This is a genomic window from Nocardia africana NBRC 100379 (assembly GCF_001612635.1).
Taxonomy (GTDB): domain Bacteria; phylum Actinomycetota; class Actinomycetes; order Mycobacteriales; family Mycobacteriaceae; genus Nocardia; species Nocardia africana.
The window spans coordinates 73,107-88,105 of record NZ_BDAV01000009.1; the positions used below are offsets into that span (position 1 = coordinate 73,107).

A 14,999-nucleotide genomic window follows, 5' to 3' on the forward strand; every position below is an offset into this window, starting at 1 on the left:
TCGATCGATCTTGAAACACAAGACGCCCGGGGGATTCACTGATGGTTGTTGATACCGAAGCTCGCCGCGAGAGCGCCCGTTCGAAGCGTGGCCACATCCTCAAAACGGCCATCGAGAAATTCGGGCAAGTCGGCTACGAGCAGACCAAATGGGCCTCCGTCGCCGACGAGGTCGGCATCGGCCAGACCGCGCTGTATCACTACTTCGAGTCCAAGGCCCATTGCCTGCTGACGATCATGCGCCTCGAACTGGCGGATTCCGTCGAACGTTTCACCGCCGCCACCGAGAATCAGGACGATCCCGAACAAGCCCTGCGCGCGGCGGTCGCCGCCGCCCTGGCCGGGACGGCGACCGACGCCCTGCAGCGTCGAATCCTGCAGAGCCACATGGACCTGCTCGTCGCCCCACGCCAGTCCGAGAAGGAGGAGGTCGAACGGCTGCGTTCCCGGGAACTCGTGCAGGAGATCGAACAGAACTGGTCCGGGTTGGTCGCGCGCGGTATCGACGCCGGTGTGTTCGCCGAGGGTGACCCCCGCCTGCTCGGGCAGTTGATACTCGGCATGATCGTCAGCATCTGGCGCTGGTACCGGCCCGACGGCGACCTCAGTCTGGCCGAAATCACCGAGACGATCAGCGCCGCGACCGTCCGGCTCCTGGTCGAGTAGATCCCGAGGCGAATCCGGACCGGTTCCGCTTGCCCGCAGAAACTAAACAGAATTCAATTAGGAGAATCGTGTACAACCTCTTGGTTCTGGCATCCCGCCCCAGCGACTGGACGCATGAACAGTTCATCCAGTGGTGGCGCGGCGAACACGCCGAGGTCACCTATCCGCTGCCCGGACTGCTGCGCTGGCAGCACACCGATCTGCTCGAGTCGATGGACGAAAAGTCGGCGGGCTGGGACGGGCTGTCGATCCTGAGCTTCGAATCCCGCGAGGCGCTCGACGCCGCATTGGCGAGTCCGGAATGGGAGGCCGCGGTGCGGCACGTCGGTGCGATGCGGGGCAGGCGCATGATCTGGTTCGGCGACGAACGGACGATGGTGCCGCTCGCCGAGCCGGGCGCGTGAGCACGCACTGGGCGGAACCTGGATGTCATCCGATAGCCGAAGGCATCCATCGCATTCCGCTGCAAATGCCACAGGACGGATTGCGCGCCGTCAATGTCTACGTCCTGGAAACCGAGGGCGGTCTCGCGCTGATCGACGGGGGCTGGCACCGGCCGGACACATACCGCGAACTCGCCGCCGGCCTGGCGCGAATCGGCCGTTCTCCCGACGAGATCCACGATGTGTTCGTGACGCACGTGCATCGCGACCACTACACCTTCGCCGTCGAACTGCGTCGAAGGCACGGCTGCCGGGTACATCTGGGCGCCGGTGAATCCCCTGGCCTCGAGGCCGTCCAACGGCTCGGCACCAATGAGCCCCAGAACGCCCTGCACGAGTTGCGCCGGGCGGGCGCGGGCGCTCTCGCCACCCGCGCCCGGGCCGGCAGCCTGGCCGAGTCCTTCGATCCGCTCGACTGGGAGCCCCCCGACCACTGGTTGCGGCCGGGCGACGTCGACCTGGCCGGTTATCGTCTGCACGCCCGGGCAACTCCCGGACATACCAAGGGCCACATGGTCTTCGAGGACCTCGATCGAAAACTGATGTTCACCGGCGATCATGTGCTGCCGACGATCACCCCCTCGATCGGTTTCGAGCTCGGCCCGTGGGAACTGCCGTTGGAGAACTTCTTGCGCTCGCTGACACTGCTGAGTGATGACGACACGCTCGTGATGCTGCCGGCCCACGGTATGCCCGGCGGGAGCGTCGGCCGGCGTGCGCGCGCACTCCTCGCGCACCACGAAGAGAGGCTCGCCCAGACAGCCGCTGTCGTCGGTGAACTGGCGCCCTGCACGGGTTCGGCCGTGGCCCGGGCACTGACCTGGACGCGGCACGACCGCAGCTTCGACACTCTGGGCACCTTCGATCAGATGTTCGCCACCTGCGAGACGCTCGCGCATCTCGATGTGCTCGTCACTCGAAATGTGTTGACCGCGAAGGACAACGACGGTGTGGACGTCTTCAGCACTGCCCGCTGAAGACGTCCACACCGTCGTTTCCGGTCCCGCTCAGGCGCAGGTCCACCCACCGTCGACATACAGCTCGCTGCCGGTGATGAAGGTCGAATCGTCGCCGGCCAGGAATGCGACCGCCGCGGCGACCTCCTCGGCGCGGCCGAGCCGGCCCATCGGGGTGTGCTCGAGCATCGCCCGGTAGCGATCACTACCCTCGTATCGGTCGAGCAGCTGGCGGGTCTCGATGAATGCCGGGTGGATCGAATTGACCCGGACCCCCCTGGCGGCCCAGTACAGGGCCGCATTCTTGGTCATCGTCCGGACCGCACCCTTGGCCGCCGCATACGCCAGGCTGTTGCCCAGACCGCCCACGGTGCCCAGGATCGAGCAGAGGTTGACTATCGATCCTCCGCCGGTGCGCTCGATGAGCGCACCGGCGTGCTTCATACCCAGCCAGGTACCGGTCTGGCTGATCGCGATCACCTTGTTGTAGCGCTCCAGATCCTCGTCCACCACCGTCGCCAGGCTGCCGATGGCGCCGTTGGCGACGAGCACATCCAGGCGCGCGAAGCGTTCCGCGATCGCCTCGACCGCGGCGCGCCACTGCTGTTCATCGCCGATGTCCAGCTCGAGCACATGATGGCGTTCGGGATCCGGGATGTCCGCCGCCACCCGCGCACACGCTTCGGCATCCAGATCCGTCAGCACGAGCACAGCGCCCTCGCCGGCCAGCCGCCGCGCGATCTCCACGCCGATCCCACCGGAGGATCCCGTCAACAGGACCACTTTGTCGCGCAATCGCGCACCGCCGGTCGTCATATGTACATCTCCACTTCCGGCCTCGGCCGTCGTATCCGGATCACAGATTGCTCAACACGTTCCGGCCGCCCACGAGCATCGCCGCCGCCACGCCCACGGTGGTGACCGCGGTCATGAGCAGCGCCATCGCGGCGACCAGTGGATAGGAGCCGTTCTGCCACAGATCGAACAGCAGGGTCCCCATCACCTGGGTGGTCGATGCGCGCACCAGGAGCGAGGCGGCGAATTCGTGCGTGAGCAGGATGAACATCAGCGCGACGGCGCTGAGTACGGTCGGGCGCATCAGTGGGAGCATCACCCGGATGTTCGTGACCATCGGTGATGCTCCGCTGGTCGCCGACGCCTCGCTGTAGGTGTTGCCGAGTGCGAGCAGCGCGGTCATCTGCATCCGGATCGCGTAGGGCAGCATCAGGACGATGTAGACCAGAATGATGACCGTGCGGGTCCCGTACAGGATCAGCGGCGGCTCGGTATAGGTCAGTAGGAATCCCACACCGAAGATCACCGCGGGAATTCCCATCGGCAGCACGGTGATGAGGTCGGCGATCACCGCGAGGGCCCGGAATCGCTTGCCGCGCACCAGCAATGTGGCCACCGCGTAGCCGATGGGAATGCAGATGGCCACGGCGATCAGCGAGGTGACGACGCTGGTGACGACCGAGTCCACGATCGACTGGTTCGAGGCCAGACTTCGGAAATTGGCGAGCGTCAGGATGTCCGGGGACAGCGAGCCGGACCAATACGGCGTCAACGAGACGATGACGAGCCCGAGTAGGGGGACGACCAGGGCCAACAGGGCGTAGATCAGCAGAGTCAGCGACGCCCAGGCGGAGCGACCCGACGGCGCCGAGAAGGCCTTACCACCGTGGGTGACGAACCGACTCTGGTTGCCCAGCAAGCCTTTCTGGATCAGGACCACCGCGAGCCCGAACAGCACCAGGGGTGAGCCGGCGGCCGCGGCCGCGGCGAAATCCGCCGGTGACTCCGAAACGCGGTTGTACATGTCGGTGGTCAGAACCCGCACACCCTTGTTCTGCCCGAGCAGCAGCGGCCCGGTGAACTGGCCCAGGCCCAGCAGCAGGGCGATGCCGCCGCCGTAGACCAACGACGGGCGCAGCAGCGGAAGCACGACCCGGAAGAACACCCCCACCGTTGAGGACCCGTTGATCTGGGCCGCTTCGAGATGTTCGGAATTGATGCTCTGCATGCCGGCGCTGACGAACAGGTAGACGAACGAGGTCAGACTGAATCCGGTGAGGATGACGATCCAGGGCACCGTGTAGACGTCGACCGGTCCGGTGTCCGAACCGCTCCACCAGGGCAGGTGACGCAGCAGCACATTGAGATATCCGGGTCCGGGGGACAGCAGGAATGTCCAGCCGACGATATTGGCGACCGCGGGCATTACGATCGGCAGGATCGGGATGATACGCAGGAACGAGAGGTGGGCCGGGAGCCGGCTCGCGGCGAAGGCGAGCAGGGTTCCGAGCAGCATCGCGATCACCAGCGATCCGACGGCCAGCACGATCGTGGTCCGGATCGTTTCGCCGATGTCGTAGCGGCCGTACTGACTTCGGTAGCCCTGCGCTCCGTCCTCGAACGCCAGTGCCTGCAATCGGATCATCGGCACGACGACGAGATAGGCGAGAAACGCGAGCAGGACCAGATATCCGATCCGGGCCCGCCACTGCGCCGGAATCGCGATCGGTCGGGCTGCGGGGGTACTGAGCGTGGTCATCAGGCCGGTCCTCCCGCGCTCACCGGCACCGCCACGGGTGGCGCTGGATGGAGATCGCCTGTGGTGGAGAAGATCCGGAGGTTCGCAGGCGAGAAGCTCACCACGACCGGAGCCCCGGGGCGGCTGTTGCGCAGCGCCGGGCCGTGTACTGCGGCGTCCGCACGCAGCAGTAGCTTCTCGCCGCCGGTCGTCACCGTCACATCGAAGTAGCGGCCACCGTATTCGTAGGTGACCAGTTCCGCGTTCAGGACGACGTTTCCCAACGGCACATCGTGGGCCGAAGTATGCAACAGCACATCGTCGGGACGCAGCCGCGCGACCGCCGCCGTGCCGCGATCGGCCGAGTCCCGGACCAGCGCGTGAGTCAGGTCGATGGGATCGCCCGCCGACGTTCGCCAGCCGTCGTGGTCGCGGTGGAGTTCGAGCCGGTTGGCCATGCCGATGAAGGCCGCGACATACTCCGACACCGGGTTCTCGAAGACTCGTTCGGGTGCGTCGTATTGTTCGATCCTGCCGGACTTCATGATCGCGAGGCGATCCCCGAGCGCGAAAGCCTCGGCCTGGTCGTGGGTCACGAAGACCGCGGTGAAGCCCAATCGCTGGTGTAGCTGGTGGATCTGGCTACGCACCTGATCACGCAGCCTGGCATCGAGGTTGCTCAAGGGCTCGTCGAACAGCACCAGATCCGGTTGTGCGACCAGACCACGAGCCACGGCCACTCGCTGTTGCTGCCCGCCGCTGAGCTGGGAAGGATAGCGATCGAGCAGGGCGCCGCAGTCCACCATCTCCGCGGCGGTCTCGACCGCGCCGTCGGCGATCGCCTGCTTGCGCTTGCGCACCTTCAGCGGATACCGGATGTTGTTCCGGACCGTCATATGCGGCCACAGCGCGTAGGACTGGAACACCATCCCGATATTGCGCTTGTGCGGGGGCAGATTCGTCCGGGCCGGGCCGTCGAATACGACGTTGTCCCTGAACGTGATCGAGCCGCCCTGTGGGGTTTCCAATCCCGCCAGGCAGCGCAGCGTGGTCGTCTTCCCGCATCCGCTCGGGCCGAGCAGGACGACGAATTCCCCCTCCTCGATCTCGAGGTCGAGTTCATCGACGACAACGGTGGATCCGTAGGTCTTGGTCAGTTCGGCGATCTTGAATCGCGACATCGGCTCATGCCTCCAGTGTCTGTCGCTTGGGGGTGTAGACGCCCGCGGCGGTACCGCCGTCGACGAGCAGATCCACACCGGTGATGTAGGCGCTGTCGGCGCCGGCCAGGAATGCGATCACCTTGGCCACCTCGTCGGCCGAACCCCGGCGCTGCATCGGGATACTGCGCACATATGCCTGGACGTCATCGGATTCGAAGCCCGGACCTGCGGTGATATCGGTCTCGATGCTGCCGGGGCAGACCGAATTGACCCGGATACCCCGACCGGCCAGCTCCAAGGCCGCGACCTTCGTCAGCGCGCGGACCCCGAATTTGGCAGCCCCGTAGGCACCCAGTTCGGCCGTGGCGAGCACCCCGCGCAGCGACGAGATCGTGATGACCGCCCCGCCGTCGGACATGGCCGACGCGGCGGTCCGCAAGGCCAGGAAGGTGCCGACCAGATGCTGATCGACAATTGTGCGGAACTGCTCCGGCGTGGTGTGCTCGAGCGGTGCCTTCAGCGCCGACCCGGCGCAGTTGACCAGCACCTGGAGCGGGTGGTCCGCCCAAGCCATCTCGGAAACGACTGCCTGCCAATCGGATTCGGCAGTGACATCGAGCTTGCGATAGTGTGCGCCGGGTCCGAGTCGCCGGGCTCGCTCCTTGCCCGCGGCATCGTCGACATCGGTGAGGTAGACCGTGGCACCACGTCCGGCGAACAGTTCCGCCGTCGCGCCGCCGATTCCCCCGGATGCCCCGGTCACCAGCACATTGACACCGCGTAGCGGCTCGGCTGTCTCGTACATCTGCTGTCCTTCGTCGATGAGAGTGGTCGGGTCGGTACCGGTGATCAGCCCTGGAAGCGCTTGGACCAGGCGCGGGAGTACTGCGAGACCTTCTCCGGGGTGAGGTTCGCCGTATCCGGTGTGGGGAGGTCCTGGGCCAGGGCGACCGCGCCCGGAATATCCGGTAGGGCAGCGGCATAGCCCTGATTGAGCGCGACCTGCCCCTCGCGGGTGACCATGAAATCCGCCAGTACCTGCGCGGCGTTCGGGTGCGGCGCGACCTTCGTGACCTCGCTGTACCAGGGAGTTCCGAAAGGCGAATGCGGCAGCGCCCAGTTCACCGGCGCGCCCGCGGCGACCTCGGTGTTCAACGGCTGAACCGAAGGGGTGACGGCGATTTCACCGGAGGTGAGCGCCTGTGCGATGCCCAGCGCGCTCGGGTACACCCGTGGCGCGAGCTCGGCGAGCCGCTTCCAGTAGTCCGAACCGTAGGTCTTCTCGTAGTACTGGTACATATCGACGTACGCGGCGATACCGGTGGGGTTGGTGATGCCGATCTTGCCCCGGTACTTCGAATCGAGAATGTCGCGTGGGTCGTGCAGCCCGCCCGGGACGGCCGCGGTGTTCCAGCCGAGTGCGAAAACCGCGGCTCCGGACAGCGCGAAGCGGTTGCGCAGCACGCTGACTTCCGGACGGTACTCGGGGGCGTGCAGATCGGGCCCCACGAGATCGGAGGAGTAGGCACCGGACTGCGCGGCGTTCTGTATCCAGGCCGTGTCGGTCAGCATATGCACGTCTGCTGTACCTTTGCCGGTCTTGTTCTCGGTCTCCACCCGCGGATTGAGATCCGCGTCGGTCCCGCGCACGTATTGCATACGGATCCGTGGATATTTCGCCTCGAACGCCCGCTTCAGGGACTCCAGATTCGCCGGTTTCTGGCTGGAATAGAGGACCACGCTGCCCTCGCGTTCCGCGGCGGCGACTACGTCCGACCAGCTGCCCGATGCCAGCTTCGTCGTCCCGGAAGTGCCACCGCAGGCGGTCAGGCCCGCGACGGCGGCCACGATCGCGCCAACAGCGACGCCCTTCGAGAGGATCTTCATGATGCGATGTGTTTGCTGATGGATCACAGAAACCGCCTAACTGAACTGATGTCAGTTTGAGAAACTAGCCAGAATGCCTTGTGGTGTCAATCACTCTGTGGCAATAATGTGAATTGAATCCAGTTCAAGGAGGCATGCGTGGATACCCTGTCGACACCGGTGCAGATCGGCTCGTTACGCCTGGTCAACCGCTTGGTGGCCACCGCGCATGGGTCCGGAGCCGTCGCAGGTGGTCTGGCGTTGCCGGGGGACGACGAGTACTGGCGCCGCTGCGCGGCAGGCGGTGCGGCGATGGTGATCGCCGGCGGAACTGTGGTGAGCCCGGAATCGACTACCCGGATCGGCAACACCACCGAGGCGTGGCGGCCGGAGGCGGTCCACGGGCTGCGCAGGCGCGCCGCCGCGATCGCTCAGGAGGGCGCGATACCGGTCTGTCAGCTGGTGCATCTCGGGCGCGAGACACTCGGTGCGGAGATCTGGGGGCATCCGGTCGCGCCGTCGGCGATCCGGTCGCCGCGGGAGCCGGTACGCCCACGCACGATGACCGAGGCCGATATCGACCGGGTCGTGGACGACTTCGTCGTGAGCGCGCGGCATGCCGCCGACGCGGGCTTCGCCGCCGTGGAACTGCATGCCGCGCACGGCTATCTGCTCGCGCAGTTCCTCTCGGCGTCCACCAACCACCGCGCCGACGCGGGCACGATCTCCGGCCGGGCCCGCATACTGCACCGGCTGCACGCGGCGCTCACCGACGCGTGCCCGGAACTCGTTCTCGGCGTACGGGTTTCGATCGACGGCGCCGAAGAGGCGGGCATGGACATCAACGGGCTGTGCGCGCTGCTCCCGCTGCTCGAGATGTTCGACTACATCAACGTGACCGTGGGTGTTCGCACCACCTATGTCCGCGATATGGCGACCGATCTGCCGCCGCTGCTGACACACGGAGCCCGCCTGCGTGCCGCGACGACGCGACCGTTGCTGGTCTCCCAGGCGTTCCGGTCCCGCCGCGACATCGAGTTGGCACTGGATGCCGGCGCCGACCTCGTGGGCATGGCGCGGCCGTTCATCGCCGACCCGCAGATTGCGGGGAAACTGCTCCGCGGTGACGATTCGGCGATCCGCCCGTGCGTCTCGTGCAACGAGGACTGCCGCACTTTCACGCCGGCGCTGCTGTGCTCGGTCAATCCCGAACTGGGGCCCGGCGGCTCGGGCGACCGGCCGGCGATGCCGCTGCGGCTCGGCCGCCGGCCCGGGACCGGCAACCGGGTGGCGATCGTCGGCGCCGGCCCCGCCGGACTGGAGGCCGCTCTGCGACTGACGCCCACCCACGATGTCACGCTGTTCGAAGCAGGCGCTCACATCGGCGGCCAGCTACGGGCCGCCGCGCACGCGCCTCATCGCGCGGGGTGGGCCCGGTTGCTTCGGTTCTACGAGGACAACATCGACCCCGCGACGCTACGGCTCGAACACACCGCGCGGCCTGCGGATATGGACGGCTTCGACGAGATCGTCATCGCCACGGGCGCGACGGAGATGTCGACGGCGGGAGCGTGCCGCGCGACCGAGGTCATCGTCGACCGGAACCGGATTCGGCCGGGAAGCCGGGTGGTCGTCGCCGACGACGGCTTCGGGTACTGGCCGGCTGTCGGAGCGATCGAGTCGGCGCTGGAGGCCGGCGCCGCCGAGGTCACCGTGCTTGTTCCCGGACCCGGATTCGGGACATCGCTTCCCGTGGAGAGCCGGCTCCAGTTGCGCGAACGGCTGGCAGGCCGTCCGGTGACCTTCATCGTGGAGGCTTCGCCTGTCGAGACGGCCCCCGCGCCGGATTCGACATCGGAAACTCTTGTCACATACCGAAATAATTTGTCCGGCAAGAGGTCTCGACTGGCCTGCGACCTGTTCGTGACGGTCGGTGAGCGCATCGCCCGAGACTGGCAGCCGTTCGCGCAGGAGCTGGGACACGCCCGGATTCAGGTGATCGGCGATGCGATCGTGCCGCGTCGCGTCGCGCACGCAGTCGCGGAGGGGTACGCCGCCGCTCAGGCGATCACCTCGAGTCGGCATCCGATCACCGCGGCGTGACCCGGGACAACATGGGCCGGCCAAGGGCCGGATTCCGGTGAACCCGTCCCCCGGCGGTATCGGAATCTGGAACATGCTCTGCCCGAATGGAATACAGCACCCCGGCGAGCGAGCCACCCCTGGCTCCTTTGAAGGGTCCGGCCGCCACACCGGCCGAGGGCCCTCCCCGGCAGCACGCCGGAACCACACCTGCTCGGCAGCGACGCCGAGGAGCCCGATGAGAGGAATCACCGATGAGGAAAATCGCAGCGATGTGCGCACTGGTCGCCGGAGCCACGGTGGGCATCGCCGGAACCGCGCAGGCAGCATCACAACCGGAGGCCATCCACTACCGGACCACGGCCACGCCGACCGGGACCGTCGTCACCATCGACGCGGGAAGCCTCGCCGCCGACAACGGCGTCTTCACGATCAAGAGCCCCAATGGAACCGTCCTCGCCGGATCCGACCTGTCCTTCCGGGTGGACGATTTCGTATTCCCCATCGCCGCCGCGATCGACGGCCGCACCGCCACACTCACACCCCAATTCAACGCGGCACACGCCACATACCGGCCCGTCGCCCTGCCCTACGAAGAGCAGGCCCCGTGGAAAACCCAGTACGACCGCGAACAAGCCGCCTGGAACCGCATGGTCACCACCATCACCACCGGCGCCACCATCGGAACCATGGTCGGTGGACTCGGGGGCGCCGCGGTCGGCTGCGTCCTGGGCGGCATCGCCGGCGCCACCGTCGCCGCCGCGACCATCATCGGAATGTTCGGCCCGTTCGTCCCCGCTGCCGCCGTCGGCTGCCTCGGCGGCATCGTGGCCATCGGGGCACTCGGCACCGCCGCCGGGCAACTTCTGGTGACCGCCCCCGTCGCCGTCATGGCCGCCGTGCAGTACTTCACCACCATCAACGAACCCGCCCCCGCCGTACCGGCACCCGGACCGGCTCCCGCCAAGTAATCCCCACCCACCGCAGCGGGTCCGGCGCCGCGTGACCCTGCGCACCGCACCCGAGAGCGCGCCCACCCCGGCGAACTTCATGGTCACCCGAGCCGGACAGCTGTGACCTCGCCGGGGTACGGGGCGGCGCTGCCCGGCATCGACGGCGCGCCGGCGCTCGCCCGGATGCGACCGCGCAGAATCTGGAGGTAATGATGACCGCAGACCGCTTCGAGGGAAAGGTCGCCGTGGTGACCGGCGCTGGATCGGGTATCGGTGCGGCGACCGCGCGACTGCTCGCCCAGCGTGGCGCCGCGGCCGTGTACCTGTGCGATATCGATGCGGACGCGGCCGCGCGGAATGCGGCCGCGCTCGGCATCGGCCATTGCGCTGGGCTCGATGTCGCCGACCCGGCCCGGGTGCGGGAGATGTTCGACACTGCGGTCGCCCAGCACGGTCGGGTCGACGTGGTGGTGCATGCGGCCGGCGTCGACGATCCCAAAAGCAAGCAGTGGATCTACGAGGCCGCCGAACGCGACGAACCGGTGGATGTGCTCACCCGGCTCGACGACGCCGACTGGCGGCGGGTGATGGCGATCAATCTCGACGGCACCTTCTTCGTCCTGCGCGAGGCGGTCCGGGTGATGCGGGAAACAGGGGGCGGGTCGATCGTGACCGTGGGTTCCTCCTCGGCCTTCGACACCCTGATCGGATATCCGCACTACGCCGCGTCCAAGGCCGGGGTGCACGCGCTGAGTCAGGCGGTCGCGAAAGAGGTTGCGCCCCTGGGAATCCGGGTCAACACCGTAGCGCCCGGCCCGGTCGACACCGGGATGGCCGCCCGCACGCCGGCGCATCTACGGGCCGCAATGAACAGCGGCCCCACCCGCGGCTACGCGACCGCCGAGGAGCTGGCCGACAACATCCTGTACCTCGCCTCCCCGGGGGCGGCGAACGTCATCGGTGCGGTGCTGCTGAGCAATGGCGGAAGGTTCACCGTCTGACGCACGGCGCTCGCCGGATCGGGAGTATTTCAGTTGTATCCCACCGCGAGCCGCGTTGTGCGGCAGCGGTTTCGATGAGGGAGTAATCATGCGAGTAATCAAGGCCGACGTGCTTGTCATCGGTGCGGGCATGGCCGGGCTCACGGCAGCGGCCCGGTCGCTGGAGCGTGGCAGCTCGGTCGTGGTGGTCGAAAAGACATCGGCCGTGGGCGGATCGGCGCGGTTCGCCGGGTACGCGTGGACTGCGCCGACCCACGAAGTGATGGATGAGATCAACCCCGGCGGCGATCCGGCCCTGCGCCGGGCGCTCGTGGACGGGTTCGGGGGCGCGATCGCCTGGGTCGAATCGCTCGGTGTGGAATGCGCTGCGGCCGTGCCGATCCTGCGCTACGGCCTCGGCCACCAATTCGACACCAACCAGTACCTCGACGAATGCCGTCGGCGGGTCAGCACCGCCGGGCGGTTGTTCACCGAGACCGAAACGCTCGCATTGCGCAGCCGAGACGGCGCGATCACCGGTGCGCACCTGCGCCTGCCGGACGGCACAGAGATCGAGGTCGACTCCGCCGCAACGATTCTCGCCACCGGCGGGTTCCAGGCCGATGCCGGACTGGCCGCCGAGAACATCCATCCGAATGCAGGCGTGATGCCATTGCGGTCGAACCCGGCCAGTTCCGGGGACGGCCTGCGCCTGGCCGAGGCCGTCGGCGCCGCAACCGGTAGGCCCCGCTCCGGGTTCTACGGACACCTCGTCCCGACCGGGGTACCGTTCCGCGATTCGGGCGACTTCGTTGCGCTGTCGCTGTATTACAGCGAGCACGCGCTCCTGTTCAACCTCGACAACCGCCGATTCACCGATGAGACCTTGGGCGATCACCTCACCACGATGCGATTGCTCGAGCAGCCGGAGTCGCGTGGGCTGGTGATCGCCGATGAGCGGGTATATCGCGAGTGGGTGCTCGGCAGCTATGTCGAGGGCGCGGTCGCAGTCGACAAGTTCGACCTCGCCCAGCGCCGCGGCGGCCGTTGCGGAACGGCCGAGACCCTCGAGGACCTTGCCTATCTGCCACCGGAGTGGGGTTACGACGGTGCAGCGATCGCGGCCGAGATCCGCGCGGTCAACGCGGCCGGCCCGGCAGCCTATCCCGCACGCACGCACGACTCGGCCCCGCTGGACCGCGGACCCTATTACGTGATCGAAGCCTCTCCCGCCCTGACCTTCCCGTTCCACGGGATCCGCATCGACGAGCACGGCCGAGTACTCGCCGCGGCAGGCGGCACCGTGGACGGACTGTATGCCGTGGGCTCAGATACCGGCGGCCTCTACGACCACGCCTACGCCGGTGGCATTGCTCCCGCACTGGTCTTCGGCCTGGCCGCAGCCGACGCCGCGGCACCCACATACACCGCTGAAATACCCTGATCCAACACCGGCGAACCCGCGATCCGGCACCGAGCGTCGTACCCGCCGACTCGCTGCTCATCGAAGGCGCGGAGTTCTTCGATATCCGACGTCTCCTCAACGGCGCAGTGAGGCTCCGCACAGTGCTCGACAGCCGACGTCGGAGCCAGGTGCGGGTTTTCCGCCGAGCCAACGAGGTACCGCGCACTGACCTCGCCCCCGGCGTGAGCACTTCACGTCACAGTCGCGGGCGACTCGTCGATGCGGTAGCGGGCGACGTCAGACGTTGTTTCCGTGCGGCACTAACTCAGCTTCGGCGTACAGCGATCGATGATCGCGGCAATGTCGGTTCCGACTGGTAGGGTGCCGTGCACATCTCCGTGGTCGCGTCCCAGGCGAGAAGCGCAGAACGCATCGGCGACCGCAGGGTGGCCGAACCGGACGAGAAGTGAACCCTGGAGCACCTGCGCCATCTCGCCGACGACGCGCCGGGCTCGGTACTGCATCGTGTCGAAATCGGTGAACTGCTGCTCCAATGCGGCGATCGCGGCGTCGAGCCGGGCATCGGCGCCGGCGCCGAGTTTGATCTCGTCGAGGAATACGGCCAGCGCCTGCGGCTGTTTGGCCATGGCGCGCAAAACATCCAGCACTGCGACGTTCCCGGTGCCTTCCCAGATCGACATCAACGGCGATTCGCGGAACAGTCGCGGCATCCGCGACTCTTCGATGTATCCGTTTCCGCCGTGGCATTCCAACGCTTCCGCGACGTGGATCGGGGCCCGTTTGCACACGTAGTACTTGCTGATGGCAAGGCTGATTCGCCGTAGCAGATCGGCATGCTCGTTCCCGTCCTTGTCGACTAGGCCGGCCAGCCACATCGCCACCGTGGTCGCCCCTTCCGCTTCCACGGCGAGGTCGGCGATCACGTTGCGCATGAGTGGCTGATCGATGAGTGTGGCGCCGAAGGCGCAGCGGTACGTCGCATGGTGCGCGGCAAGGGTGACACCGATACGCATCGCCGAAGCCGAACCGATCGTGCAGTCCAGCCGCGTCATATTCACCATGTCGGCGATGGTCGCGACACCGCGGCCCTCCTCGCCGACCAGCCATCCCACGGTGTTGTCATATTCGACCTCGCTACTGGCATTGGACCGGTTACCCAGTTTGTCCTTGAGGCGCTGCAATGCGAACGTGTTGCGGCTGCCATCGGGCAGCACCCGCGGCACGAAGAAGCACGACAAGCCGGCGGGCGCCTGCGCCAGCACGAGGAACACATCGCACATCGGCGCCGAGGTGAACCATTTGTGACCGGTGATCAGATAGCTGCCGTCGGATTGCGACACTGCGGTGGTGGTGTTGGCGCGGACATCCGAGCCGCCTTGCTTCTCGGTCATCGACATACCGGCGAGGAGGCCGCGTTTGGACAGTGGGTCACGCAAACCGGGCTCGTAGTTGGTCGAAGTCAGCAGTGGCTCGTACTGCGAGGCCAGCGCAGCGTTGTGGCGAAGGGCGGGAACCACGCCGTAGGTCATCGATATCGGGCAACCATGGCCTGCGTCGGTCTGGCCCCATACCGAGAGCTTGGCTGCCCGCGCCAGATGGGGGTTCGGCAGCGGATCGGTCCACGCCGTACCGCCGAGCCCGAACTCGACTGCCTGCCTCAACAGGCGGTGATAGGCGGGGTCGTAGTCGACTTCGTCGATGCGGTTTCCGTACCGGTCGTGCGTCTTCAATTGCGGCGGATGGGCCTCGGCGAGGTCACCCCACTGCATCGCCTCAGCACTGCCCGCCATCCGGCCGACCCTATGCAGTTCCTCGAGCACGTGGCGGGCACCCGCCCGGAGTAGTGCTTCGGTCAGCGCCGGGTAGTCTGCCGCGTCGTAGTCGACTAGAGGCGGAACCTGATTCCGAACCTCGTGTGTAGCCATCGAATGT

The 14,999-nt window shown here is 66.9% G+C and carries 13 protein-coding genes; 7 read left to right on the top strand and 6 right to left on the bottom strand.

Features of this window, described 5'->3' with window-relative positions; genetic code table 11:
• The first annotated feature begins 41 nt into the window (after positions 1-41).
• From NA3_RS14930 to NA3_RS14940, 3 genes are all read left to right on the top strand, one after another.
• Positions 42-665 (top strand): TetR/AcrR family transcriptional regulator, encoded by a 624-nt coding sequence (locus NA3_RS14930; protein ID WP_062964240.1) that lies wholly within the window; start codon positions 42-44, stop codon positions 663-665.
• 68 nt (positions 666-733) lie between these two features.
• Positions 734-1,069, top strand: coding sequence for an EthD domain-containing protein (locus tag NA3_RS14935; RefSeq protein WP_062964241.1), 336 nt, complete (start codon positions 734-736; stop codon positions 1,067-1,069).
• A 65-nt stretch (positions 1,070-1,134) separates the two neighbouring features.
• On the top strand, positions 1,135-2,085 hold the full coding sequence (locus tag NA3_RS14940; protein WP_062964242.1) for an MBL fold metallo-hydrolase: 951 nt from the start codon (positions 1,135-1,137) through the stop codon (positions 2,083-2,085).
• Between the two features lie 30 nt (positions 2,086-2,115).
• Here NA3_RS14940 and NA3_RS14945 read toward each other — a convergent pair whose 3' ends face one another.
• Genes NA3_RS14945 through NA3_RS14965 form a run of 5 tightly spaced genes read right to left on the bottom strand, consistent with a single transcriptional unit; the run spans position 2,116 to position 7,647 of the window.
• Positions 2,116-2,880, bottom strand: coding sequence for an SDR family NAD(P)-dependent oxidoreductase (locus NA3_RS14945; protein ID WP_062964243.1), 765 nt, complete (start codon positions 2,878-2,880; stop codon positions 2,116-2,118).
• Between the two features lie 40 nt (positions 2,881-2,920).
• A complete protein-coding gene (locus tag NA3_RS14950) occupies positions 2,921-4,618 on the bottom strand; it encodes an ABC transporter permease (RefSeq protein WP_062964244.1) in 1,698 nt (565 codons plus the stop codon).
• Positions 4,618-5,778 (bottom strand): ABC transporter ATP-binding protein, encoded by a 1,161-nt coding sequence (locus NA3_RS14955; protein WP_062964245.1) that lies wholly within the window; start codon positions 5,776-5,778, stop codon positions 4,618-4,620. The genes NA3_RS14950 and NA3_RS14955 overlap by 1 nt, the downstream gene beginning before the upstream one ends.
• 4 nt (positions 5,779-5,782) lie before the next feature.
• Positions 5,783-6,565 (bottom strand): SDR family NAD(P)-dependent oxidoreductase, encoded by a 783-nt coding sequence (locus NA3_RS14960; protein WP_062964246.1) that lies wholly within the window; start codon positions 6,563-6,565, stop codon positions 5,783-5,785.
• Positions 6,566-6,609: 44 nt separating this feature from the next.
• Positions 6,610-7,647, bottom strand: coding sequence for an ABC transporter substrate-binding protein (locus tag NA3_RS14965; RefSeq protein WP_062964247.1), 1,038 nt, complete (start codon positions 7,645-7,647; stop codon positions 6,610-6,612).
• A 138-nt stretch (positions 7,648-7,785) separates the two neighbouring features.
• On the opposite strand from NA3_RS14965, the gene NA3_RS14970 reads away from it, so the two are divergent.
• From NA3_RS14970 to NA3_RS14985, 4 genes are all read left to right on the top strand, one after another.
• Positions 7,786-9,729 carry an oxidoreductase gene (locus tag NA3_RS14970; RefSeq protein ID WP_128145269.1) on the top strand — a complete coding sequence of 648 codons (1,944 nt, stop codon included), beginning with the start codon at positions 7,786-7,788 and terminating at the stop codon, positions 9,727-9,729.
• A gap of 233 nt (positions 9,730-9,962) precedes the next feature.
• Positions 9,963-10,679, top strand: a complete 717-nt coding sequence (locus tag NA3_RS14975) for a DUF8020 domain-containing protein (RefSeq protein WP_062964248.1) — start codon at positions 9,963-9,965, stop codon at positions 10,677-10,679.
• Between the two features lie 191 nt (positions 10,680-10,870).
• Positions 10,871-11,662 carry an SDR family NAD(P)-dependent oxidoreductase gene (locus NA3_RS14980; protein ID WP_308189520.1) on the top strand — a complete coding sequence of 264 codons (792 nt, stop codon included), beginning with the start codon at positions 10,871-10,873 and terminating at the stop codon, positions 11,660-11,662.
• A gap of 88 nt (positions 11,663-11,750) precedes the next feature.
• On the top strand, positions 11,751-13,085 hold the full coding sequence (locus NA3_RS14985; RefSeq protein WP_062964249.1) for an FAD-dependent oxidoreductase: 1,335 nt from the start codon (positions 11,751-11,753) through the stop codon (positions 13,083-13,085).
• Positions 13,086-13,366: 281 nt separating this feature from the next.
• Here NA3_RS14985 and NA3_RS14990 read toward each other — a convergent pair whose 3' ends face one another.
• The gene (locus tag NA3_RS14990) at positions 13,367-14,992 is read right to left on the bottom strand and encodes an acyl-CoA dehydrogenase family protein (protein ID WP_062964250.1); all 1,626 of its coding nucleotides are present in this window, start codon (positions 14,990-14,992) and stop codon (positions 13,367-13,369) included.
• Positions 14,993-14,999: the final 7 nt, after the last annotated feature.